Origin of the sequence: Kitasatospora sp. NPDC056184, assembly GCF_042268405.1 — a bacterium.
Classification (GTDB): Bacteria; Actinomycetota; Actinomycetes; order Streptomycetales; family Streptomycetaceae; genus Kitasatospora.
The window spans coordinates 603,931-626,199 of sequence record NZ_JBHJUI010000001.1 but is presented as its reverse complement, the minus strand read 5'-3'; the positions used below and the strand labels follow the sequence as shown (position 1 = coordinate 626,199).

Here is a 22,269-nt window from a genome sequence, read left to right as displayed (position 1 = left end):
TGATCGGGCCACCAGGCTAGCGAGCCGTTCAGACCACCGTCGGCAGCGGCGGGTCGACCGCCAGCGGGGCGGAGCTGCGGGCGCGGTGCTGCGCGGCCCAGGCGGCTAGGGCGACCGTGCAGGCGTGGTCGAGGTGGCGCAGCCCGGACCAGTCGAGTTCGACCGGGCGGTCCGCCGGGAGGCGTTCGAGGGTGTCCAGCAGCCGGGGCAGCCGCAGGAAGGTGGCGTTGCCGCTCAGCCTGACCCGCAGCGGCGGCTGCTCGGCGCCGGGGACGCCGGGAGCGGGGACGGCGTCGGGGACGGGGACGGAGGCGGGGACGGGCGGCGGCTCCTCCACCACGATCTGCAGGTGGGAGGTCTGCCAGGCGGACTTGGCCACGGCGAGGCCGACGCCGATCAGCACCCCCTCGAACAGGTCGGTGGTGACGACCGAGGCGGTGGTGACGGCGAGCACCGCCGCCTCGCCCCGGTGATCGCGGCAGAGCGCGGCGATCCGCCGCACCGGGATCAGCTTGGCGCCCGCGTGGACCAGGACGGCGGCCAGCGCGGTCAGCGGGACGAGGCCGAGCACGCCCGGCAGCAGGGCGGTGAAGAGCAGCAGCCAGCCGCCGTGCAGGACGCGGGAGGCCTTGGTGCGGGCGCCGGCCTGGACGTTGGTCGCGCTGCGGACGATGACGGCCGTCATCGGGAGCGCGCCGAGCAGGCCGCAGAGGGCGTTGCCGACGCCCTGGGCGGTGAGTTCGCGGTCGTAGTCGGTGCGCGGGCCGTGGTGCATCCGGTCCACGGCGGCGGCGCTGAACAGGGTTTCGGCCGAGGCGATCAGGGTGAAGGCGAGGATGGTGCCGACCCCGGCGGTGGTGGCCAGGGCACCGAGCGCGGCGCGGTCGGGCAGCTGGACGACGTCGAGCAGGCCGGCCACCTCGACCCGGGCCACCGGCAGGTCGGCGAGGGCGGTGACGGCGGCGGCCAGGCCGACGGCACCGAGCGGGCCGGGCAGCGCGCCGGCGAGGCGGGACGGCAGGTACTTCCAGGCGATCAGCACCAGCAGGGTGGCCGTGCCGAGCGCCACCGCGCTCGGATTGGCGGCTCCGGTGACGGCGTCGCGCAGCAGCGCGGGCAGGCCGGCGATCTTCTCCGGCCCGGTCCCGGGGCCACGGCGGTCGGCGAGCGCGTACAGCTGGCCGAGCACCAGGGTCAGGCCGATGCCGGCCAGCATGCCGTGCACCACGGAGGCCGACATGGCGCGGAACCAGCGCCCCAACCGCAGGGCTCCCATGGCGAGTTGAAGGAGACCGGTGAGCAGGACCAGCACACCGAGGGCGCCCGCGCCGTACTCCTGGACGGCTTCGTGGACGAGGACGGTGAGTCCGGCGGCCGGGCCGCTGACCTGGAGGCTGCTGCCGGGCAGGGCGCCGACCACCAGGCCGCCGACGATGCCGGTGACCAGGCCGAGTTCGGCGGGCACGCCGGAGGCGACGGCGACGCCGACGCAGAGCGGGAGGGCGACGAGGAAGACCACCAGGGAGGCGGGCAGGTCGTGGCGCCAGGGCACGGCGCGCAGGACGGCGGCCGGGCTGCGGTGGCACAGCACACGGCGGGGGCGGGCGCGCCCGGGCGGGGGGTTGCGGTGCGGGGCCGCGGGCGGGCGCTTGCGCGGGCGGGGCCGGCCGTTCACCGGCGCACCGCCGGTGAAGCGCTGCGGACGGCGGGCACGGGGGCGACGGCGGACGAGGGAGCGGCGGCGACGGGCGCGGAAACGACGGGCGAGGGAGCGACGGCAACAGGCGAGGGATCGGCGAGCGGGGAGGCGACGGCGGCGGACGCGGGAGCGGCGGGGCAGGCGGGCAGGGCACGGCGTCGAGGCATCGGGAGGTTCCTTCCGCGCACCCGGCACGGCGGCGCGCCGCGGGCGGCGCATCGCTGCGGGTGCGTTGCTGCGGGTGCGGTGCTGCTTGGTGGCTGCGGTGCTGCGGTGGCGGCTGGGACGCGCGCGGGACGGGTCGGCCGGCGCGGCGGACGTGCTGCACGGGATCCGACGGCCGGAGCTCCCCCACTCCCCGGACGGTCCCGAACCCCCTTGCCGTGACCCCCTGTTGAACATGGCAACCATGACGGGCCCGGCGTGCCACCGACGGTACCCAGGCGCCCGGCGCGGGCCAACCTCGCACACCGTCCCTTCGCACGAGCATCACGTGGAGGACACGTCCGGGCCGGGATCCCGGCCTCGGACGGGTACGTACGTTCGCCCGTCGAGCGCACGGACGACCCGCGCCCACCCACCGCCCTCGCGTACGCCCCGACGGCGATCCGCCCGCCCCTGCCCCGACCGCCCCCGGCGTTCCGCCCCCGGGCAGTGCGGGTACGTACCGAGGACCGCCCGCGCGCGACGTGCGCGCGCGGGCCTTCCTGCCCGGGAGGCCCCACCGTGTCCTTCGCGATGACCCGCGCCGAGTGCGAGCGCTTCCTGGCCGGCGTGCACGTCGGCGTGCTGTCCGTCGGCGGGGCGGAGCCCGGCGCGGCCCCGCTCGCCGTGCCGATCTGGTACTCCTACCGGCCCGGCGGGCTGATCACCGTACTGACCGGGCGGGCCTCCGCCAAGGCGCGCCGGATCCGGACGGCCGGCCGGTTCACGCTCTGCGCCCAGCAGGAGGAGCCGCCGTGCCGGTACGTGTCCGTGGCCGGTCCGGTGGTGGCGATCGAGGACCGGGTCGACCCGGACGAGCGCGCCGCGCTGGCCCGCCGCTACCTGCCGCCCGCCACCGCCGCCGCCTACCTGGTGGCCACCGCCGAGCAGTTGACGGCGGACATCACCGTCCGGATGCGGCCCGAGCGGTGGCTGAGCGCCGACTTCGCCGCCGTCACCGAGCGGATGGCCGTCCTGGAGCGCCCGGCCGCGGCGGAACGGCCCGGGCTGGAACACCCGCCGGCCGGGTGCGGTTGACCGGGTGGGCGTGCCCGGCGGGATACCGTACCGGCGCGGGCCCGCCCGCCGGCGCACCACCGACGACCTACGACCTGTGACCTCCTCCGAAGGGGACCCACCGTGAGCCTGTACGACATCCCGCTGCGCACGCTGTCCGGCGAGGCCGCCTCGCTCGCCGACCACAAGGGCAAGGCGCTGCTGATCGTCAACGTCGCCTCCAAGTGCGGCCTGACCCCGCAGTACGCCGGCCTGGAGCGGCTCCAGGAGCGGTACGCCGGGCGCGGCTTCACCGTGCTGGGCTTCCCCTCGAACCAGTTCGCCGGGCAGGAGCCGGGCAGCGCCGAGGAGATCCTGACCTTCTGCTCCACCACCTACGGGGTGACCTTCCCGCTGTTCGAGAAGACCGACGTGAACGGCGAGGACCGCCACCCGCTGTACGCGCGGCTGACCGAGACGGCCGACGCCGAAGGCCGGGCCGGGGACGTCTCCTGGAACTTCGAGAAGTTCCTGATCGCGCCGGACGGCACCGTGGCCGCCCGGATCCGGCCGCGCACCGAACCGGAGTCGGCCGAGGTGACCGCCGCGATCGAGGCCGTGCTGCCCAACTGAGCAGGCGCGTGACGGGGCCCGGGGCGCACACCGCGCGCCCCGGGCCCGCGCGTCCGCGGCCCCGGCCTACAGCAGCAGCCGGGTGCCCGGTGGGAGTTCGCCGTCCCGGGCGGCGTCGCGCAGATGGGCCAGCAGGGTCTCCCGCAGCGCCTCGGCCGCCCGGGTCGGCGGCACCTCGTGGCCGTGCGCGACGGCGATGGTGCGGCCCAGGCCCTGGCCGGCGAAGGGGGTGACCGCGAGGCCCGAGCGGTGGGCGACCATGCCGGGCAGCACGGCCGGCCCGAGCCCGGCCCGGACGAAGCCGAGCACCGCGTCCATCTCCCCGCCCTCGACGGCGAACTCCGGTTCGAACCCTGCCGCCCGGCAGGCCGCCAGGGTGGCCTCCCGCACGTCGTAGCCCTCGCGGAACATCACCAGCGGCCATCCGCGCAGCTCCGCCACCCGCACCCGGCGCCGGGCCGGCGGCTTCGCCGAGACCAGCACCAGCTCCTCGTGCAGCAGCCCGGTGACGGCCAGCGCCGGCGCCGCCTCCCCGCGCGGCGTGATGATCAGCGCGAGGTCCAGCTCCCCCTCCGCCAGCGAGCGCACCAGGTCCCGCGAACCGCCCTCGCGCACCACCAGCGCCACGCCCGGGTAGCGGTCCCGGAACACCCGCAGCACGTCCGGCACCAGGCTGGTGCACAGGCTCGGCGGCGCGCCGAGCCGCACCCGGCCGCGGCGCAGCTGGACGGTCTCCTGGACGGCGAGGCGGGCACTCTCGGTGTCCGCGAGGATGCGCCGGGCGAGCGGCAGCAGGGCGTCCCCGGCGTCGGTCAGCGCGATGTTGCCGCGCGTGCGGTGGAACAGCTCCGCACCCAACTCCCGTTCCAGCGAACGGATCTGCTGCGACAGTGACGGCTGGGCGACGTGTGCCGCCTCGGCCGCGCGGGTGAAATGGCGGGTCTCGGCGACGGCCACGAAGTAGCGGAGTTGCTGAAGCTGCACCCGACCAGGATAGGCCGCATCGATAGGCAGTGCCTATGGTGACCAGCCGCATCATGTCTTGGACGCACCGCGGCCCGGCTCCCTACCGTTGTCGCCATGACAACCCCGACTCGGACGGCCCGGCACCCGTCCACCCTGGCGACCCTCTGGCGGTCGACCGTCGGCAAGAAGGCGGTCATGGCCGTCAGCGGGCTGGCCATGCTGCTGTACCTGGTCGCCCACATGCTCGGGAACCTCAAGGTCTTCTTCGGGCCCGACGACCTCAACGGCTACGCCGCCTGGCTGCGCACCATCGGGCAGCCGTTCCTCGGCCACGAGTGGTTCCTGTGGATCGCCCGGGTGGGCCTGCTGGCCGCCGTCCTGCTGCACGGCGTCGCCGCGTACCAGCTGAGCCGGCGCGACCTCGCCGCCCGGCCGAGCAAGTACGCGCACCAGCGGCGGCGGGCGAGCTACGCGACCCGGACCATGCGCTGGGGCGGGGTGATCCTGGCGCTGTTCATCGTCTGGCACGTCCTGGACCTCACCACGCTGACGGTGAACCCCAACGCCGAGCACGGCAGGCCGTACCAGAACATCGTGGCGTCCTTCGGGACGTGGTACTCCGGCGTGATCTACATCGTCGCGATGCTCGCCGTCGGCCTGCACGTCCGGCACGGCTTCTGGAGCGCGGCGCAGACCCTCGGCGCCAACAACGCCCGCCGGGACCGCGCGTTGAAGCTCACCGCCAACGGCCTGGCGCTGGTGCTGACCGCGGGCTTCCTGTCCGTCCCCGTGGCCGTGATGACCGGAGTGGTGAGTTGAGCGAGTACCCGGACTACACCGTCGGCGCGCCGATCGCCGACACCCGGGCCCCCGGGGGCCCGATCGAGCAGCGCTGGGACCAGCGGCGGTTCGAGGCCAAGCTGGTCAACCCGGCGAACCGGCGCAAGCACACGGTGATCGTGGTCGGCACCGGCCTGGCGGGCGGCGCGGCCGGCGCCACGCTCGCCGAACAGGGCTACCACGTCGTCCAGTTCTGCTTCCAGGACTCCCCCCGGCGGGCCCACTCGATCGCCGCCCAGGGCGGCATCAACGCCGCCAAGAACTACCGCAACGACGGCGACTCGATCCGCCGGCTGTTCTACGACACGGTCAAGGGCGGCGACTTCCGCGCCCGCGAGTCCAACGTCCACCGGCTGGCGCAGGTGTCGGTGGAGATCATCGACCAGTGCGTGGCGCAGGGCGTGCCGTTCGCCCGGGAGTACGGCGGCCTGCTGGACACCCGCTCGTTCGGCGGCGTGCAGGTCTCCCGGACGTTCTACGCCCGCGGCCAGACCGGCCAGCAGCTGCTGCTCGGCGCCTACCAGGCGCTGTCGCGGCAGATCGCCGCCGGGAACGTGGAGATGCACGCCCGCACCGAGATGCTCGACCTGCTGGTGATCGACGGCCGGGCGCGCGGCATCGTCGCCCGCGACCTGGTCACCGGCGAGATCACCAGCTACACCGCGGACGCCGTGGTGCTGGCCTCCGGCGGCTACGGCAACGTCTTCTACCTCTCCACCAACGCCAAGAACTCCAACGCCACCGCGATCTGGCGGGCGCACCGGCGCGGCGCGTACTTCGCCAACCCGTGCTTCACCCAGATCCACCCGACCTGCATCCCCCGCTCCGGCGAGCACCAGTCCAAGCTCACCCTGATGAGCGAGTCGCTGCGCAACGACGGCCGGATCTGGGTGCCCAGGGCCCAGGGCGACACCCGGCCGCCGGCCGAGATCCCCGAGGAGGAGCGGGACTACTACCTGGAGCGGATCTACCCGGCCTTCGGCAACCTGGTGCCGCGCGACATCGCCTCCCGGGCCGCCAAGAACGTCTGCGACGAGGGTCGCGGCGTCGGCCCCGGCGGGCAGGGCGTCTACCTGGACTTCGCCGATGCCATCCGCCGGCTGGGGCGGGACGCGGTGGAGGCCAAGTACGGCAACCTGTTCGAGATGTACGAGCGGATCACCGCCGAGGACCCCTACCGGGTGCCGATGCGGATCTACCCGGCGATCCACTACACGATGGGCGGGCTCTGGGTCGACTACGACCTGCAGACGACGGTGCCGGGCCTGTTCGCGATCGGCGAGGCCAACTTCTCCGACCACGGCGCCAACCGGCTCGGCGCGAGCGCGCTGATGCAGGGCCTGGCGGACGGCTACTTCGTGCTGCCGCCGGTGCTCAACGACTACCTGGCCAGGGAGGCGCTGCCCGCCGTCCCGGCCGGCCACGAGGAGGTCGCCTCGGTGGAGGCCGAGGTCGCCGACCGCCTCAACCTCATCCTCGCGGTGAACGGCGACCGCACCCCCGACTCCTTCCACCGCGAGCTCGGCGAGCTGCTCTGGGACGAGTGCGGGATGGCCCGCGACGCGGCCGGGCTGCGCCGCGCGCTGGAGCGGATCCCGAAGCTGCGGGACGAGTTCTGGCGCCGGATCAAGGTGCCCGGCACCGGCCAGGAGCTCAACCAGTCGCTGGAGAAGGCCAACCGGCTGGTCGACTACTTCGAGCTGGCCGAGCTGATGTGCCTGGACGCGCTGCACCGCGCCGAGTCCTGCGGCGGGCACTTCCGCACCGAGAGCCAGACCGCCGAGGGCGAGGCCGCCCGGCGGGACGAGGAGTTCTCCTACGCCGCCGCCTGGGAGTTCACCGCCACCGGGCAGGCGCCCGTCCTGCACCGCGAGCACCTCGACTTCGAGTACGTCCACCCCACCCAGCGGAGCTACGCGTGAACCTCACCCTTCGGATCTGGCGCCAGGCGGGCCCCGACACGCCCGGCTCGATGACCACCTACCAGGTCAGCGGGATCAGTCCGGACATGTCCTTCCTGGAGATGCTGGACACCCTCAACGAGGAGCTGATCACCCGGGGCGACACGCCCGTCGCCTTCGACCACGACTGCCGCGAGGGCATCTGCGGCGCCTGCGGCATGGTCATCAACGGCCGGGCGCACGGCCCCGAGCGGACCACCACCTGCCAGCTGCACATGCGGCACTTCCGGGACGGCGACACCATCGACGTCGAGCCGTGGCGGGCGGCGGCCTTCCCGGTGGTCAAGGACCTGGTGGTGGACCGCTCCGCCTTCGACCGGATCATCGGCGCCGGCGGCTACATCACCGCGCCGACCGGCAGCGCGCCCGAGGCGCACGCCACGCCCGTCCCCAAGGAGGCCGCCGACACCGCGTTCGAGCACGCCGAGTGCATCGGCTGCGGGGCCTGCGTGGCGGCCTGCCCGAACGGGTCGGCGATGCTCTTCACCTCCGCCAAGGTGGTCCACCTCAACGTGCTGCCGCAGGGCGCGCCGGAGCGCAGGGCCCGGGTGCGCGACATGGTGGCGGCGATGGACGACGAGGGCTTCGGCGGCTGCACCAACACCGGCGAGTGCGCGACGGCCTGCCCCAAGGGCATCCCGCTGCCGAGCATCGCGGCGATGAACCGCGAGTTCCTGCGCAGCTCGCTGGGCTGACGGCCCGGACCGCGGTGCGGCGCCCCGCCGTCGGCGGAGGGGCGCCGCACCGGGCTCCGCACCGGTCTATTCCGCGCCCGGCAGCGCGGCCAGGGCGCCGGCGAGGGCGTGCAGGTCCGCCGGGCGGACGGACGGGCCCATCGAGGCGAGCCGGTACGGGGAGATCCCGCCCAGCATCGCCCGCAGGCCCGGGTTGGCCAGCACCGGCAGCCGCCCCAGGACGGCCTCGCGCGCCGCGTCGTCCGCCAGCAGCACGCGCAGCGGGGTGTGCACCGAGAGCGGGGCGTCCGGGAACTCCTCCGGCGCCGGCAGCGGCTCGGCGGCTTCGAGCGCCTGCGGACGCTGGGCGCGGACCAGCAGGTGTTCGGCGGTGACCGGCCCCTCGGCGGGCAGGCCGAGCCGTTCGAACTGGTCGGCGGGCGCGTCGCCCTCGCGCAGCGCCTCGGTGAGCAGCGCGGCCATCCGCAGCTCCAGCTCGTCGTCGACCAGCGGGTGCTCCTGCTCCGGGTCCGTCTCCAGGTCGAACAGCAGGGTGCCGAAGGCGTACGGGTTGCCCCATGAGGTGGCCGGCATCCGCAGCACGGGCACGCCCTTGGTGAACGGCAGCGGACCGGCCAGGGTGGCGCCGGCCAGCTCCTCCGGGCTGAAGTGGCCGCGCATGTGGGTGGGCATCAGGGTGTGCTCGAACAGCGGCCGGTTGGACGGGTCCTTGCTCGCGCGCATGTAGACGTGGCGGCCGTCGGTGATGTTGACGTGCCCGCCGAAGACGCCGAACAGGCCGTGCGGCCGGACCGGGGCGTCCTGGGCGACCGTGCCGACGAGCGGGCGGCCCTGCATGTCGGGGGTGCGCGGGACGTCGAAGTACTCCAGCAGGGTCGGGCCGAGGTCGACGGTCTGGACGAGGGAGGCGCGCCGGCCGGTGGCCCGGCTGCGCGGGTCCCAGACGAACAGCGGGGTGTGGATGTTCTCGTCGTACCAGGGCTGGACGTTCTTTCCCCACCAGCCGCGCTCGCCGAGCAGCAGGCCGTGGTCGGTGCAGACGATCAGCAGGGTGTCGTCCCACAGGCCGTGCTCGTCGAAGGCGTCCAGGACGCGGCCGAGCGAGTCGTCGCACATGGTGAGCAGCGCGGCGTACTCGTTGCGGGCGTGCTCGACGGCCTCCGGGCTCTCGGTGACGCGCTTGTAGTCGGGCCAGTCGAAGTGCGGGCCGTCCCAGTCGTGCGGGTAGTGCTTCTTGTGCTCGGCGTAGGAGTAGAACGGCTCGTGCGGGTCGAAGCACTCGATCTGCAGGAACCAGCGGTCCTGCTCGCGGTTGGTGGCGATGAACTCCAGGCCGGCGTCGAAGGTGCGGGTCTGCGGGTGGTCGGCGACGTCCGCCAGGTACTGGCGGTTGACCCAGTCCTGGCGCCACATCGGGCCCGCGCGCCAGGAGAGCGTCTCGGGGATCTCCGGGTCGGCGACGTGGCCCTTCCACTTGTCGCCCTCCTGGCCGCGGAAGAACTCGTAGCTGTCGTAGCGGTTGTGGTAGGTGGCGCCGCCGTCCTCCCAGTAGTGCTGGTGGTCGGTGACCAGGTGGGTGTAGACGCCGGCCTTGCTCAGCAGGTCGGGGACGGAGTCGTCGAAGGGCTCCAGCGGACCCCAGGAGCGGTGCAGGAAGTTGTAGCGGCCGGTGTGCATCTCACGGCGGGCCGGCATGCAGGGCATGGAGCCGCCGTAGCAGTTGTCGAAGGTCGCGGCGCGGGCGGCGAGGCGGGCGAAGTTCGGCGCGACGGTCCAGTCGCAGCCGTAGGGCGGCAGGAACCGCCGGTTGAGGCTGTCGAACATGACCAGGACGGCTTTCACCGGGGCGTCTCCTCGGGGGCGGCGGTGGGGCTGGTGGTGGGGCTGGTGGTGGAGTCGGTCGTGGGGCCGGGGGTGGGGATGGTTCCGTCGGCGAGCAGGCGGCGGACGCGCTCCAGCCAGTCGAGCCAGGCGTCGACGGCGGAGGTGCCGTACTCGTGGGTGAGTTCGCGGATCATCCGGAGCCGCCGGACGTCCGTGTCCGGCGTCTCCTCGGGGAGGGACAGCGAGCGGTCCCGGGGGCGCATGACCGCCACCTGGCGGCGGCGGTAGGCGAGCTCGGTGTCGACCAGCGGGAGCAGCCGCTCCGGGGCGAGCTGGGCGGAGAAGTAGAACCGGGCCATGAAGTCCGGGTCCTGGAAGCGGCTGGTCGGTTCGTACGGCGAGCGGGCCTCGCGGACCAGCTCGGCCCGGCCGGCGTCGGTCAGCCGGTAGACCTTGGCGTCCGGCCGGCCGTCGCGCGGGTCGGTCTCGTAGACCACCCAACCCTGCTCGGCCATCCGCTTGAGCAGCCGGTAGATCTGGCTCGGGTGGGCGTTGGAGCGGACGAACTGCCCCTCCCCCGCCAGCCACTGCTTGAGGTCCCAGCCGCTGCGCGGGTGGAGGCTCAGCAGGCCCAGCAGGACGTGGTCGAACTTCACGCGTTGCCCTTCCCCGGCCGTCGCCGGTGTTCCTCGAAGGTGTTCCTCGAAGGTGTTCGCCGGAGGTGTTCCTCGAACGACCTAGGTGCATTCTCACCTAGGTGCAAAGTGCTATAGCTTGGGCCCATGAGTCAACCCCCCGCCGAGCGCGCCTGCTGCCTGCCGTCCGCCCCGGCCGGCCCCGGACCCGCCGCGCTGCCGCTCCCGCCGCCCCCGCCGCGCCCTGCGGCCGGGCGCCCGGAGCACCCCGAGGTGGCGCTGCCCGGAGGGGTGTTCGCGATGGGGGACGCCTTCGACGAGGGGTATCCGGCGGACGGCGAGACGCCCGTGCACGAGGTGGAGCTGGCGCCGTTCAGCATCGACACCGAACCGGTGACCACCGCCCGCTTCGCCGCCTTCGTGGAGGCCACCGGCCACCGCACCGACGCCGAACGGGCCGGCTCCTCCGCCGTCTTCCACCTGTTCGTCCTCGCCGACCCCGCCGACGTGCTCGGCCGCTCCCCCGCCGCACCCTGGTGGATCGAGGTGCGCGGCGCCGACTGGCGCCGCCCCTACGGCCCGCTCGGCGACGCCGAGGACCTCCGGGACCACCCCGTGGTGCACGTCAGCCACCGGGACGCGCTCGCCTACTGCCACTGGGCCGGGCGCCGGCTGCCCACCGAGGCGGAGTGGGAGTACGCCGCCCGCGGCCCGCTGGCCGGCCGACGCTACCCCTGGGGCGACGAGCTGCGCCCGGACGGCGCGCACCGCTGCCGGATCTGGCAGGGCCGCTTCCCCGACCTGCCGACCGGTGAGGACGGCTGGTTCGCGACCGCGCCGGTCGGCAGCTACCCGCCGAACGGCTTCGGACTGGCGGACGTGGCCGGGAACGTCTGGGAGTGGTGCGCCGACCGCTTCGACCCCGGCTACTACGCCCGCTCCCCGCGCTTCGACCCGCGCGGGCCCGCCGGCCCCGGCGGCGACGGGGACGGGTACCGCGCGGGCGGGGATCGCCGGGTGCTGCGGGGCGGCTCCTACCTGTGCCACGACTCCTACTGCAACCGCTACCGGGTGGCCGCGCGCACCGGCAACACCGCCGACTCCACCAGTGGCAACTGCGGCTTCCGCACGGTGGCGGACCCGGCGGCCGGCACGGCGGCGGCCTGAGCCGGGTCCGCCTCGAACGTTCGCACCCAGCGCGCGTGTTCGCCACACACGCCCCGCTTCTTCGACCGTTCGTCAGGATCGGTACTGACGCGCCGGGTTTCGCGCTACCGTGGTCCCCGCCGAGAAGGAGTGTGCATATGCCCGAGGTTCAGGCCTGCTCCGGGTGCGGCGGGTCCGGGGGGACCCAGAAGACCGAAGCCACGGTCGAACGGGACGAGGAAGGAAGCATGGTGCCCAAGATCCACGTCTACTGGTCGCCATGCGGTCGGTGCCACGGATCCGGAACGGTGATCGTCGGATGAGGCTGGTCTTCGAATGTGTCGAGTGCGGCAGCCACTACCTGCCGCCGGAGGCGATGGCGTACCCCGACGGGCCCGCCTCGCCGATCTGGTGCACGGGGTGCCAGACGGCGAAGCGCGCGGCCGGGGTCCGGGAGGATCCGCTGCTGGCGCGGATCGCGCTGGCGGCCGCCCGGGCGGCGAGCGCCAGGACGGCCGCCGAGGAGCCGCCCGCCGCCCGCACGGACGTCCGGCCCTCGCGGCCGCCGGTGTCGCGGCGGGCCCGCTCCGGGCCGGGCGTGCTGCGCGGCAAGCTGGCGTAGCCGGGGCTCAGCCGGCCGCGGTGCCGGCGGTGTCCGCGATATCGGCGGTGTCGGCGGTGTCGGCGAGGAAGCGGAGCAGGTGGTCGGCGACGGCTTCCGGGGCGTCCTCCGGGCTGTAGTGGCCGACGCCGGGAAGTTCGACCACCCGGCCGCCCGGGAAGGCCTCCCGGAACAGCGGCAGGAAGTGCCGGGCGTTCAGCGTCCGGTCGGCAGTGCCCCACAGGGCCAGTGCCGGGACGGCCGCCAGCGCGGCGCGGGCCGCCCCGTCCGGCTCCTCGAAGCGGTGCGCACCGGTGGCGAAGCCCTTCGCCCAGCCGAGAGCGCCGGCGCTCTCGGCGGCGGTCGGGAAGGGCGCGCCGTACGCGCGCAGCCAGGTGTCGGTGGCGAGGGCGGGGTTCTCGAAGCCGTTGAGCCTGAGCACGCTGAGGACGGTGACGCCGAGGGAGCCGAGCACCGGGTCCAGGGTGCCGTCGGCGTGCGCCCGGGCGATCCAGCCGAACCACGGGGAGTCCGCGGCGTTGGCGGCCAGCGCGTCGCCGAGGCCGGGCTGCCCGAACGGCGTCGGCCCGTTGACGCCGACCACCCGGGCGATCAGCTCGGGCCGGCGGGCCGCGAGGCCCATGCCGACCGGCCCGCCGAAGTCGTGCCCGACGAGGGTGATCCCGCGCAGGCCGAGGTCCAGGACGAGCGCCTCCAGGTTGTCGACGTGGTCCTGCAGCCGGTAGTCGCGACCGGCGGGCGTGGCGCTCTTGCCGAACCCCATGTGGTCGGGCACGACGACCCGGTGGGTGGGCGCGAGCCGGCGCACGACGTCGCGGAAGAGGTAGCCCCAGGTGGGCTCGCCGTGCAGGCAGAGGACGACCGGGCCGGCGCCCTCGTCGACGTAGTGCATCGGGAAGCCGGGGGCGGAGCTGAAGTGCGGGCGGTAGGGGAACGTGCCGTCGAAGGTCTCGTGGGCGGCGATCATGGCGGGCCTCTCGCGCGGGGCGGCAGCAAACCGGGTGGTGGCGAACCAGGTGGCGGCAAGCCGGGTGGTAGCAAAGTGAAACCGGGCACGCCCGAGCCTAGGGGTACCGGTTTTTATAGGCAACCGCCGAGGTCGAGGGCCCGCCGGGTCAGAACAGCGCCTCCTGGGTGTCCGGCTCGGCCGGACGGACCCGCTCGCTCAGTGTCAGCCCCGAGGACGGCCGCCCGGCCGCCGGGGCGAGCGTCCAGCCGGTCAGCAGCCGGGTGTCCAGGAGCAGCGGCGCGCCGCCGTCCGGCTGGTCGAGCAGCAGGTGCCGGCCGATCGGCGGGCGCAGCCGCCCGGCCAGCACCGCGCCGTCCGCCAGCGCCTCCACCGCCCGGTAGACGTCGGGGGCGCCGCCGGTCAGCCCGAAGACGCCGACGTGGTCGGTGACCGGGTGGTCCGCCAGCAGTTCCACATCGTGCCCGCGCAGCAGCTCGTGCACCCGGCCCCGGGCGTCGGTGAGCAGCGCGCGGCGGTGGTCCGCGTCGCCGTGCTCCCACCAGTGGTCCAGTTTCACCCGGCTCTTGAACCGCTCCCGGGCCAGTCCGGAGGCCGCGACGGTCAGTTCGGCCCGGCGGACGGCGGGAAGCGCGCCCCGGGCGGCGAACGTCCAGGCGAGCGCGCCCTGTTCGAGCAGTCGGCTGGTGCCGCGCTGCTCGGCGGTCAGCCCGACCTTGAGCAGCCCCTCGCCGAACCAGGCGAGGTAGAGCCGGTAGGTGCGGCCGTCGTCGAGGATCTGGTCCCGGGCCAGCGCCAGCCCGCGGTCCACGCTCTGGCAGGACGCGCACTGCACGGCGGCGCCGTCCGGCGCGACCACGGCGTGGTGCGGGCACGGCGTGCGCTCGTCCTGCCCCTCCAGCCAGGCGCCGATGCACCGCCGGGGCCCCCCGAGCCGCCAGCCGACCTCCACCCCCGGCACCACCTCGCGCTCGTGCACCCGCCGCCCGTGCACCGCGCTCAGCACCGCCCGCCCGTCCCGCCACCCCAACCCGGTGGACACCCACCCGCCCGCCACGCTCACCCGCCACCTCACCGCACACCGTCCGAGTCCCCGAGGCTACCGGCCTCCGCCGACAGGCCGCCGCCGACCGGCGAACCGCGGGCGGGAGCCCGCCGGGGGCCGGGCGCCGGACACCCCGGGCGGGCGGTGGCGCGGCCCGGTCCTCCCCCTCTCGTGGGGGCCGGACCGCTCGCCGGTACCCCCGTGGGGGGATCTCCGGGGCTCGGCGTTGACGGCGCGCGAACGGTGCCGGGAGTCTGGCGGCGGCCCGCGGCGCCGGCCGATCCTCCCACCGCCCGATCGACGGACCGACTCGACGGACCGACTCGACGGACCGATCGGCGTGGAGCGCGGCGGCGGGCCGCCCGGCCCCACGACTTCGAAAGGGACACCCCCGTGCGTCGTACCGCCGCCACACTCGCCACCCTCCTCCTGGCCGGGGCAGCAGCCCTGGCCCCGCACACGGCCGCCTCGGCCGACGACCTCCCGGGGCCGACCATCACCGCTCCGCTCGTCGGCGTCCGGGGCTGGTGCCTGGAGGTCCGCGACGGCAGCACCGCCGACTCCACACCGGTCCAGGCCTGGGACTGCAACGGCAGCGCCGCCCAGCGGTGGCGGCTGGGCGTCGACGGCACCCTCCAGGCCCTCGGCAAGTGCCTGGACGTCCGGCACGGCGGCACCCGGCCCGGCACCCCGGTCGGCATCCACGACTGCAACGGCACCGCCGCCCAGCAGTGGCAGTTCCTGGGCAACGCCACGTTCTACAACCCGCAGTCCGGCCGCTGCCTCAACGTGCCGCTGGGCGCGGCCGGGGTGGAGCTGAACATCTGGTACTGCTTCGGCGACGACACCCAGCGGTGGCGGTTCGCGATCTGACGGCGGACCGCGGTTCCCGGCACGGAACGGCCCCGCCACCGGAGCGAGCACTCGTCCGGTGGCGGGGCGGCAGGCGGTCCGGGCTCAGCGGGCCCCGGCGAGGGCGACGAGGGTGGCGTCGAGGTCGGGGCCCTGGCCGGGACGGGGGCGGTTGTACGGGAGGCGGGCGAGCAGGGCGCCCATCGCGCAGGTGTTGGTCGCCGCCGAGAAGACCAGGCCCGCGCCGACCGCCGCCGAGACCCAGCGGGCGCCGGGCAGCACGAGGTCGACGACCACGCCGGCCGCGACCAGGCCGCCGGCCGCGAAGCGGACCTGGCGGTCCATCGCCCACGGCGCCCGCGCCGGGGCGCCCTCGGGCCGCCGCACCTCGTGCCCGGCGGCCGCCCAGGCGCTGGTGCCCCCGACCAGGGTCGCGGCGGGGATGCCGGCCGCGGCCAGCGACGCGCAGGCCCGGCCCGAGCGGTTGCCGGAGGCGCAGACGACGAGGAGTTCGCCCCGCGCGGCGGCGGCCCGCAGGGCCGGGAGGGCGCGGTCGAGCTGGTCGAGCGGGACGTTCAGGGCGCCGGGGACGTGTCCGGCCGCGTACTCGCCCGGGGTGCGGACGTCGACGACGGTGAGGGCGGCGAGGCGCGGGTGCGCCTGGGCCGGGGTGAGTTCGGTGGGGGTGGTCATGGGGCTCCTGTCGGAAGGGGAACGGTGGTACGGGGTCAGAGCAGGGCGTCGGCGCCCATGACGGCGGCGACGCCGAGCAGCAGGACGGCGAAGACCCGCTGGAGGACGGCCCCGGAGAGGCGGGCGGCGAGCCGCTTGCCGTCCCAGGCGCCGAGCACGGCGGCGGCGGTGAACGGGGCGATCACCGCCCAGTCGAGTCCGGCCGCGCCGCCGCCGCGGGTGGCGAGCGAGGCGGAGGCGTTGACGGCGATCACCGGGAGGCTGGTGCCGACGGCGGCCTCCATCGACAGCCCGACCGCGCCGACCAGGGCCGGCACGGCCAGGAAGCCGCCGCCGACGCCGAGCAGGCCGGTCAGGGCGCCGAGCCCGGCCCCCGAGGCCGCCGCCCGGCCGGGGCGGGCGCCCACGGGTGCCGCCGCGTCGGCCGGAACCGGGCGGGGCGGGCGCAGCATCCGGACCGCGGCGAGCGCGGCGACCAGCGCGAAGGCGGCGGTGAGCACGCTCTGCGGCAGCCGGGCGGCGGCCGCGCCGGTGAGGGCGGCGGGGATCAGCCCGGCGGCGGCGAAGGCGAGGGCGGTGCGCCAGCGGATGGTGCCCGCCCGCGTGTGGGCGACGATCGCGGAGATCGAGGTGGCGAGGACGATCAGCAGGGCGGCGGTGGTGGCGGCGGCCGGGGAGAGCCCGAGCAGGTAGATCAGCGCGGGGACGGCCAGGATGCCGCCACCGCCGCCGAGCCCGCCGAGGACCAGTCCGACCACGGCGCCGGCGGCGAGCGCCAGCAGCAGGGTGGTCATCGGCCCACCCCCGGGGTTCCGGCGGTGGGCGAGGGGGCGGTGGGGAGGTGCGGGGTCGGACAGGGGGCGGGGTGGTGCATGGTGGTGCTCCTGCGGGGGTGGTGCGGGTGCCGGGAGGGGCGGTCAGGCGGTGACGACGGTGAGGCCGGCCTCGGCGGCGGAGGCGAAGGTGTCGTCGACGGCGGTGACCTCGCGTCCGGCCGCGTCCAGCAGGGAGGCGGCGATCCCGGCCCGCATGCCGCCGGCGCAGTGCACCCAGACGGGGCCGTCCGGCAGTTCGGCGCCGCGCCGGTGGAGCTGGTGCAGCGGGATGTGGTGGGTGCCGTCGAGGTGGGCGGCGGCGCGCTCGGTGGCGCGGCGGACGTCGAGGACGACCGGGGCCGGGCCGCCGTCGCGGGCGGTGGCCGCGAGTTCGGCGGCGAGGTCGGCGAAGGTGGCGCGGCGGAAGGCGCGCGGCTGCTCGCCGGGCAGCAGCCAGTCCTCGGGACCGCCGGTGGCGGCCGCGGCGGGGCGGTCGATGCCGACCCGGACGAGTTCGCGCTGGGCGGCGGCGAGCTGCTCGGTGCTCTCCGCGAGCAGCGTCACCGGCTTGCCCCAGGGGATCAGCCAGGCCAGGTAGGTCGCCACCTGCCCGTCGGCCTCGATGTTGAAGGACCCCGCGAGGTGGCCGGCCGCGAAGGCGGTGCGGGCGCGCAGGTCGACGACCCACTCGCCGGCGGCGAGGCGGCGGGCGAGTTCCGCCGGGTCGGCGGGCGCGGGCGGGGTGAGGTCGACGGGGGCCGGGCCGGCCGCGTTCAGCGGGCCCATGTGGGCGTAGTAGGCGGGGATGTCGTCGAGTCCGGCGAGCAGGTCGGCGACGAAGGTGTCGACGTCCTTGACCAGGGCCTCGTTGCGCCGCCGCTCGGCGCCGACGGTGGTGGCGGTGCCGGCCGCCTGCCCGGCGGAGCAGAAGCTGCCGAAGCCGTGGGTGGGCAGCACGGCCACGTCGTCGGCGAGGCCGTCGGCGAGCCGGTGGGCGGAGGCGTGCTGGGCGCGGGCGAGGTCCTCGGTGAGCCGGGGTTCGACCAGGTCGGGGCGGCCGACGGTGCCGATGAGCAGCGAGCCGCCGGTGAACGCGGCGACCGGGCGGCCGGCCTCGGCGAGCACGTAGGAGGTGTGGTGCGGGGTGTGGCCGGGGGTGGCGACGGCCCGGAAGGTGAGGCGGGCGGCGGGGTCGACGTCGAACTCGTCGCCGTCGTGGACGAGCACCCGCCGGTAGGAGACGGCGGCGTCGGCGGGGACGAGGTAGTGCGCGCCGGTGACCCGGGCGAGTTCGAGGCCGCCGGTGACGTAGTCGTTGTGGACGTGGGTCTCGGCGACGTAGGTGATGCGCACGCCGCGGCGGGCGGCCGCGGCGATGACCTGGTCGATGTCGCGCGGCGGGTCGACGGCGATCGCCCCGCCCGGTCCGCCGGCGAGGTAGCTGCGGTTGCCGAGGCCCTCGATCTCCAGGGTGTCGACGAAGAACACGTGCCTCTCCTTCCGTGAGCATTTTACCCCCGGGGGTATCCACCCGGCACGTTCGACTGTAGCAGAGATACCCCCAGGGGCATTTCTGGGCGAGGACCGTCCGATCGGATACCGTCCCGCGCATGATCACCACCGACCTCGCCGCCCCGCCCGGGCCCCCGGCCGACGACGACCCGACGCCCGACGACCCCACGCCCGACGACCTGGCCGCCGTCCTCCGGCTCGCCGCGGACACCCTGCGCGCCGCACCCGCCGACACCGACTGGACCCGCCGGGCCGGCGGCGTCGACTGGGACTGCTGGACCACCGTCGAGCACCTCGCGGACGACCTGCTCGCCTACGCCGCCCAGCTCGGCCCGGCCCAGCCGCCTCGCGACCGCTACGTGCCCTTCGTCTCCCGGCGGCCCTTCCCCGGCGGGCCGAACGGCTTCGTCCACGCCCGCCGCGAGGACGGCCCGCGGGGACTGCTGGAGGTCCTGGAGGCGAGCGGCGGCCTGATGATCGCGATCGCCCGGGCCAGGACCCCCGAGGTCCGCGCCTTCCACCCCTGGGGGCTCGCCGACCCGGCGGGGTTCGTCGCGATGAGCCTGGTGGAGACGCTGGTGCACGTGCACGACGTCGCCGAGGGGCTCGGACTGCCCTGGGAGCCGCCCGCCGGCGTCTGCCGCCGCACCCTCGCCCGGCTCTTCCCCGACGTCTCCCTCGACCCCGCCGGCCCCTGGCCGACCCTGCTCTGGGCCACCGGCCGCGTCGCGCTGCCCGGCCGCCCGCGCCGCACCGGGTGGCGCTGGTACGCGGACGCCCCGGAGCCGGCCGTCTCCGCTCCCCCGGCCTGACGCCCTTTCACCCCCGGCCGACGCCGCAGGTCGCGGGCGCTTTGCGCACGCCCCCGGTGCACGTTCTATTGTGGCGGGCGCGGCGGCGGCGCGGCCGGGAGGCGGGCGCCGCGGCGGACCGGTGTGGGAGCGAAGGGGTGGACGTGGCGGGGCGGCGGAACGACGGGGTGCTGGCGGTCTGGGCGGAGTCGCAGCGGCAGGAGCAGCGCCGGGAGGAGGCCCGGTGGCGCGCCCAGGCCGCCGAGCAGCGCCGGCGGGAGCGGGAGCAGCGCGAGGCGCAGAAAGCGGCGGCCCGCACGGAGCGCGAGGCGCAGAAGGCGTACCAGCAGGCCCGGGAGGCCGAGGCGGCCCGGCAGACGGCCGAACTGGACGGCCGGGTGGAGGAGTTGCGCGGCCTGCTGGCGGCCGGGGCGGGCGGCGCGGCGTTCCGGGCACAGAGCCTGCTGGCCCCGCGCCCGGTGCCGCCGTTCGAGCCGGGACGGCTCGGCGAGGCGGTGCCGATGCCGGACCAGTCCCGCTACCAGGTGCCGCCGCCGGACCCGGTGCAGGCCCGCAACCCCGGGGTGTGGCAGCAGTACGAGCAGTACGTGGCGCAGGCCCGGGCCCGGTTCGAGCAGGACTGGTACGCGGCGCAGGCCGCCGAGGCGGACCGGCAGCGCCGGCTGGCCGAGTACCACGGGCAGTACCTGGAGTGGGTGGCCCGGTTCCGCCGGGAGGACGAGCAGCGGGCCGCCCGGACCGAGGACCTGCTGCGCCGGCTGCGGTCCGGCGAGGCGGAGGCCGTGCAGGAGTACTTCACCGCCGTGCTGTACGCCTCGGCGGGCTGGCCGGAGGGCTTCCCGCACCGGCTGGTGGCGGCCTGGGAGGCGTCGAGCCGCCAGCTGGTGGTGAACTGGGAGCTGCCGGGCGCGGACGTCGTCCCGGCGACCGCCCGGGTGCGGTACGTGAAGTCGGACGACCGCGAGGCCGAGGTGGCCCGCCCGGCGACCGAGCGCAAGGCGCTGTACCGGGAGGTGCTGGCGCAGACCGCGCTGCGGGTGGTGGCCGAGCTGTACCGGGCGGACGGGGACGGCATGCTGGCCTCGGTGGTGCTGAACGGCTTCGTGCGCGGCATCGACCCGGCGACCGGCCGGGAGGCGGAGCGGTTCCTCACCACGGTGACCGTCGACCGGGGCGAGTTCGCCGGGCTGGCGCTGGACCGGGTGGCGGCCGTGGAGTGCTTCCAGGGCCTCGGCGGGGTGCTGTCGGCGCGCCCCGAGCGGCTGGACGAGGTGCGGCCCGACCGGCTGCCGGAGACGGTCGGCGGCAGTGTGGCCGGGCAGGGCGGCGAGGACGACCCGGACCTCTTCGAGATGGACCCGATCGAGTTCGAGGAGCTGATCGCCGAGCTGTTCCGGCTGCGCGGGTTCCGGGTGATGACCACGGCGCGCAGCGGCGACGCCGGGGTGGACGTGGTCGCCGAGGACCTCGATCCGGTGACCGGCGGGCGGATCGTGATCCAGGCCAAGCGCTACCGCTCGACGGTCTCCCCCACCGCCGTGCGCGACCTGGACTCGACGGTGCGCCACCACGGCGCGATCAAGGGCATCCTGGTGACCACCGCGGGCTTCGGGCCGGGCTCGTACGACTACATCCGCAACAAGCCGCTCACCCTGGTGAGCGGGCCGGAGCTGGTGGAGCTGCTGGCGGAGCAGGGCCTGCGCGGGCGGCTGGGCGAGCGGACGAACGGCGCCGGCCACGCGAACGGCGGCGACCGCCGCGCCCCGGCTGCCGCCCCGGCGGACGACGCCCCGGCGGAGCGCGCGACCACCACCCTGGCGCTCTCCTGGCGCAGCCGCACGGCCGGCGGGGACCCGGTCGAGCTGGACGTCTCGGCGTTCCTGTGCGCGAACGGCCGGGTGCTGGACGACGAGCACTTCGTGTTCTTCAACAACCCGCAGGACCCGGATGGCGCGGTGCGGCTGCACCCCACCCGCTCGGTGCCGGGCGAGCCGGTGCGCCGCGCCGAGCTCACCCTGGAGCCGGGCCGGCTGGCGCCGGGTGTGGACGAGGTGGTGGTGGCGGTGTCCACCGAGGAGGAGGAGCCGCCGGTGCTGCCGCTCGGCTATGTGCACGGCCTCGCGCTGACGGGCGTCTTCGGCCCGGACGCGGAGGGCCCCGCCGAGTGGGCGGCCGAGACCGGCGGGGTGTCGCAGAGCGCGATGGTCCTCGGCTCCTTCCAGCGGCGCGGCGGCGGCTGGCGGTTCACGCCGAGCGGGACGCCGGTGCAAGACGGGCTGGCCGGGCTCGCGGTGCGCTGGGGCGTCGCGGTCGAGTAGCCGCCGCCCTGCGGCGCCTCGGGGGCGGATGTCATACCTGAGGAGGAGAAGCACCCCCGCCGGACCGCCGGGACGGCGGGGGGAGCCCCTACCCGGGAGCGACAATCCGGACACGGAGCGGTTGCGAGAATGGAAGGGAAGACGATCTTCCGTTTTCCTTCCCCCACCTCGACCTCGCGCCCCAGGGAGCCTCCTCGTGACGATGTCCGCAACCGCCGTCCGCACCGGCCGGGCGGCCGCCCGCGCCACCGGCCTGAACAAGGTCTACGGGGAGGGCGACACCCGCGTCGTCGCCCTCGACAACGTCAGCGTCACCTTCCCGCAGGGCGAGTTCACCGCCATCATGGGCCCCTCCGGCTCCGGCAAGTCCACCCTCATGCACTGCATGGCCGGCCTCGACACCGTCACCTCCGGCTCCTCCACCATCGGCGAGACCGAGCTCGTCGGCCTCAAGGACAAGCAGCTCACCCAGCTGCGCCGCGACCACATCGGCTTCATCTTCCAGGCCTTCAACCTGCTGCCCACCCTCACGGCCCTGGAGAACATCACCCTCCCGATGGACATCGCCGGCCGCAAGGCCAACAAGCAGTGGCTCGACCGGGTCGTCGAGACCGTCGGCCTCTCCGGCCGGCTCTCCCACCGCCCCAGCCAGCTCTCCGGCGGCCAGCAGCAGCGCGTCGCCTGCGCCCGCGCCCTCGCGAGCAAGCCCGACATCGTCTTCGCCGACGAACCGACCGGCAACCTGGACTCCCGCTCCGGAGCCGAGATCCTCTCCTTCCTGCGCAACTCCGTGCGCGAACTCGGCCAGACCGTCGTCATGGTCACCCACGACCCCGTCGCCGCCTCCTACGCCGACCGCGTCGTCTTCCTCGCCGACGGCCGCATCGTCGACGAACTGGCCCAGCCGACCGCCGACGCCGTCCTGGACCGCATGCGCCGCTTCGACGCCAAGGGCCGCACCAGCTGACGCCCCGCGCCGGCCGACCGCCCCGGCCCCGAACCGGCCGCCGTCCCCACGACCCCCAGGACTGACT

At 75.4% G+C, this 22,269-nt stretch carries 21 protein-coding genes; 11 read left to right on the top strand and 10 right to left on the bottom strand.

All coding sequences use genetic code 11. The annotated features are described in order from the left end of the window. Nucleotides 1–28: 28 nt before the first annotated feature. Nucleotides 29–1,591, bottom strand: coding sequence for a SulP family inorganic anion transporter (locus tag ACFC0B_RS02195; protein ID WP_376082367.1), 1,563 nt, complete (start codon nt 1,589–1,591; stop codon nt 29–31). An 80-nt stretch (nt 1,592–1,671) separates the two neighbouring features. Beyond that, the gene (locus ACFC0B_RS02190) at nt 1,672–1,866 is read right to left on the bottom strand and encodes a hypothetical protein (RefSeq protein ID WP_376080891.1); all 195 of its coding nucleotides are present in this window, start codon (nt 1,864–1,866) and stop codon (nt 1,672–1,674) included. A gap of 559 nt (nt 1,867–2,425) precedes the next feature. On the opposite strand from ACFC0B_RS02190, the gene ACFC0B_RS02185 reads away from it, so the two are divergent. Together ACFC0B_RS02185 and ACFC0B_RS02180 are read left to right on the top strand one after the other, a co-directional pair. Next, nucleotides 2,426–2,941 carry a pyridoxamine 5'-phosphate oxidase family protein gene (locus ACFC0B_RS02185; RefSeq protein WP_376080888.1) on the top strand — a complete coding sequence of 172 codons (516 nt, stop codon included), beginning with the start codon at nt 2,426–2,428 and terminating at the stop codon, nt 2,939–2,941. A 102-nt stretch (nt 2,942–3,043) separates the two neighbouring features. After that, entirely contained in the window at nt 3,044–3,532 is a 489-nt protein-coding gene (locus ACFC0B_RS02180; protein WP_376080886.1) for a glutathione peroxidase, read from the top strand. Between the two features lie 66 nt (nt 3,533–3,598). Here ACFC0B_RS02180 and ACFC0B_RS02175 read toward each other — a convergent pair whose 3' ends face one another. Then, on the bottom strand, nt 3,599–4,516 hold the full coding sequence (locus tag ACFC0B_RS02175; RefSeq protein ID WP_376080883.1) for a LysR family transcriptional regulator: 918 nt from the start codon (nt 4,514–4,516) through the stop codon (nt 3,599–3,601). Between the two features lie 96 nt (nt 4,517–4,612). Here ACFC0B_RS02175 and ACFC0B_RS02170 point away from each other — a divergent pair, with 96 nt between their 5' ends. The 3 genes from ACFC0B_RS02170 to ACFC0B_RS02160 are packed head-to-tail and all read left to right on the top strand — an operon-like array spanning nt 4,613 to nt 7,994. Then, a complete protein-coding gene (locus tag ACFC0B_RS02170) occupies nt 4,613–5,317 on the top strand; it encodes a succinate dehydrogenase cytochrome b subunit (protein ID WP_376080880.1) in 705 nt (234 codons plus the stop codon). Beyond that, nucleotides 5,314–7,260 carry a fumarate reductase/succinate dehydrogenase flavoprotein subunit gene (locus ACFC0B_RS02165; protein WP_376080878.1) on the top strand — a complete coding sequence of 649 codons (1,947 nt, stop codon included), beginning with the start codon at nt 5,314–5,316 and terminating at the stop codon, nt 7,258–7,260. Before ACFC0B_RS02170 ends, ACFC0B_RS02165 begins: the two co-directional genes overlap by 4 nt. Next, nucleotides 7,257–7,994: a succinate dehydrogenase/fumarate reductase iron-sulfur subunit gene (locus ACFC0B_RS02160; RefSeq protein WP_376080875.1), complete on the top strand. Its 738-nt coding sequence runs from the start codon at nt 7,257–7,259 to the stop codon at nt 7,992–7,994. Before ACFC0B_RS02165 ends, ACFC0B_RS02160 begins: the two co-directional genes overlap by 4 nt. 66 nt (nt 7,995–8,060) lie before the next feature. On the opposite strand, the gene ACFC0B_RS02155 is transcribed toward ACFC0B_RS02160, so the two are convergent. Both ACFC0B_RS02155 and ACFC0B_RS02150 read right to left on the bottom strand, forming a co-directional pair. Then, the gene (locus ACFC0B_RS02155) at nt 8,061–9,836 is read right to left on the bottom strand and encodes a sulfatase (RefSeq protein WP_376080873.1); all 1,776 of its coding nucleotides are present in this window, start codon (nt 9,834–9,836) and stop codon (nt 8,061–8,063) included. Continuing rightward, nucleotides 9,833–10,474 carry a PadR family transcriptional regulator gene (locus tag ACFC0B_RS02150; RefSeq protein ID WP_376080870.1) on the bottom strand — a complete coding sequence of 214 codons (642 nt, stop codon included), beginning with the start codon at nt 10,472–10,474 and terminating at the stop codon, nt 9,833–9,835. Before ACFC0B_RS02150 ends, ACFC0B_RS02155 begins: the two co-directional genes overlap by 4 nt. Before the next feature lie 126 nt (nt 10,475–10,600). Between ACFC0B_RS02150 and ACFC0B_RS02145 the strand changes: the two genes are divergently transcribed. Both ACFC0B_RS02145 and ACFC0B_RS02140 read left to right on the top strand, forming a co-directional pair. Then, nucleotides 10,601–11,620, top strand: coding sequence for a formylglycine-generating enzyme family protein (locus ACFC0B_RS02145; RefSeq protein ID WP_376080867.1), 1,020 nt, complete (start codon nt 10,601–10,603; stop codon nt 11,618–11,620). 298 nt (nt 11,621–11,918) lie between these two features. Then, nucleotides 11,919–12,221, top strand: coding sequence for a hypothetical protein (locus tag ACFC0B_RS02140; RefSeq protein ID WP_376080864.1), 303 nt, complete (start codon nt 11,919–11,921; stop codon nt 12,219–12,221). 7 nt (nt 12,222–12,228) lie between these two features. On the opposite strand, the gene ACFC0B_RS02135 is transcribed toward ACFC0B_RS02140, so the two are convergent. Together ACFC0B_RS02135 and ACFC0B_RS02130 are read right to left on the bottom strand one after the other, a co-directional pair. Further along, nucleotides 12,229–13,188 (bottom strand): alpha/beta fold hydrolase, encoded by a 960-nt coding sequence (locus ACFC0B_RS02135; RefSeq protein WP_376080861.1) that lies wholly within the window; start codon nt 13,186–13,188, stop codon nt 12,229–12,231. 148 nt (nt 13,189–13,336) lie between these two features. Continuing rightward, entirely contained in the window at nt 13,337–14,251 is a 915-nt protein-coding gene (locus tag ACFC0B_RS02130) for a DUF2797 domain-containing protein (RefSeq protein WP_376080858.1), read from the bottom strand. Nucleotides 14,252–14,626: 375 nt separating this feature from the next. Between ACFC0B_RS02130 and ACFC0B_RS02125 the strand changes: the two genes are divergently transcribed. Beyond that, nucleotides 14,627–15,106, top strand: coding sequence for a ricin-type beta-trefoil lectin domain protein (locus ACFC0B_RS02125; protein WP_376080856.1), 480 nt, complete (start codon nt 14,627–14,629; stop codon nt 15,104–15,106). Between the two features lie 84 nt (nt 15,107–15,190). On the opposite strand, the gene ACFC0B_RS02120 is transcribed toward ACFC0B_RS02125, so the two are convergent. From ACFC0B_RS02120 to ACFC0B_RS02110, 3 genes are all read right to left on the bottom strand, one after another. Next, on the bottom strand, nt 15,191–15,778 hold the full coding sequence (locus ACFC0B_RS02120; protein ID WP_376080854.1) for a rhodanese-like domain-containing protein: 588 nt from the start codon (nt 15,776–15,778) through the stop codon (nt 15,191–15,193). A 35-nt stretch (nt 15,779–15,813) separates the two neighbouring features. Beyond that, nucleotides 15,814–16,572, bottom strand: a complete 759-nt coding sequence (locus ACFC0B_RS02115) for a sulfite exporter TauE/SafE family protein (protein ID WP_376080851.1) — start codon at nt 16,570–16,572, stop codon at nt 15,814–15,816. A 123-nt stretch (nt 16,573–16,695) separates the two neighbouring features. Continuing rightward, nucleotides 16,696–18,081, bottom strand: coding sequence for a rhodanese-like domain-containing protein (locus ACFC0B_RS02110; RefSeq protein WP_376080850.1), 1,386 nt, complete (start codon nt 18,079–18,081; stop codon nt 16,696–16,698). Nucleotides 18,082–18,203: 122 nt separating this feature from the next. On the opposite strand from ACFC0B_RS02110, the gene ACFC0B_RS02105 reads away from it, so the two are divergent. The 3 genes from ACFC0B_RS02105 (at nt 18,204) to ACFC0B_RS02095 (ending at nt 22,202) form a co-directional block, all read left to right on the top strand. Beyond that, nucleotides 18,204–18,917 (top strand): hypothetical protein, encoded by a 714-nt coding sequence (locus tag ACFC0B_RS02105; RefSeq protein ID WP_376080847.1) that lies wholly within the window; start codon nt 18,204–18,206, stop codon nt 18,915–18,917. 143 nt (nt 18,918–19,060) lie between these two features. Beyond that, nucleotides 19,061–21,235 (top strand): restriction endonuclease, encoded by a 2,175-nt coding sequence (locus tag ACFC0B_RS02100; protein ID WP_376080845.1) that lies wholly within the window; start codon nt 19,061–19,063, stop codon nt 21,233–21,235. A 202-nt stretch (nt 21,236–21,437) separates the two neighbouring features. Further along, a complete protein-coding gene (locus tag ACFC0B_RS02095; protein ID WP_376082365.1) occupies nt 21,438–22,202 on the top strand; it encodes an ABC transporter ATP-binding protein in 765 nt (254 codons plus the stop codon). Nucleotides 22,203–22,269: the final 67 nt, after the last annotated feature.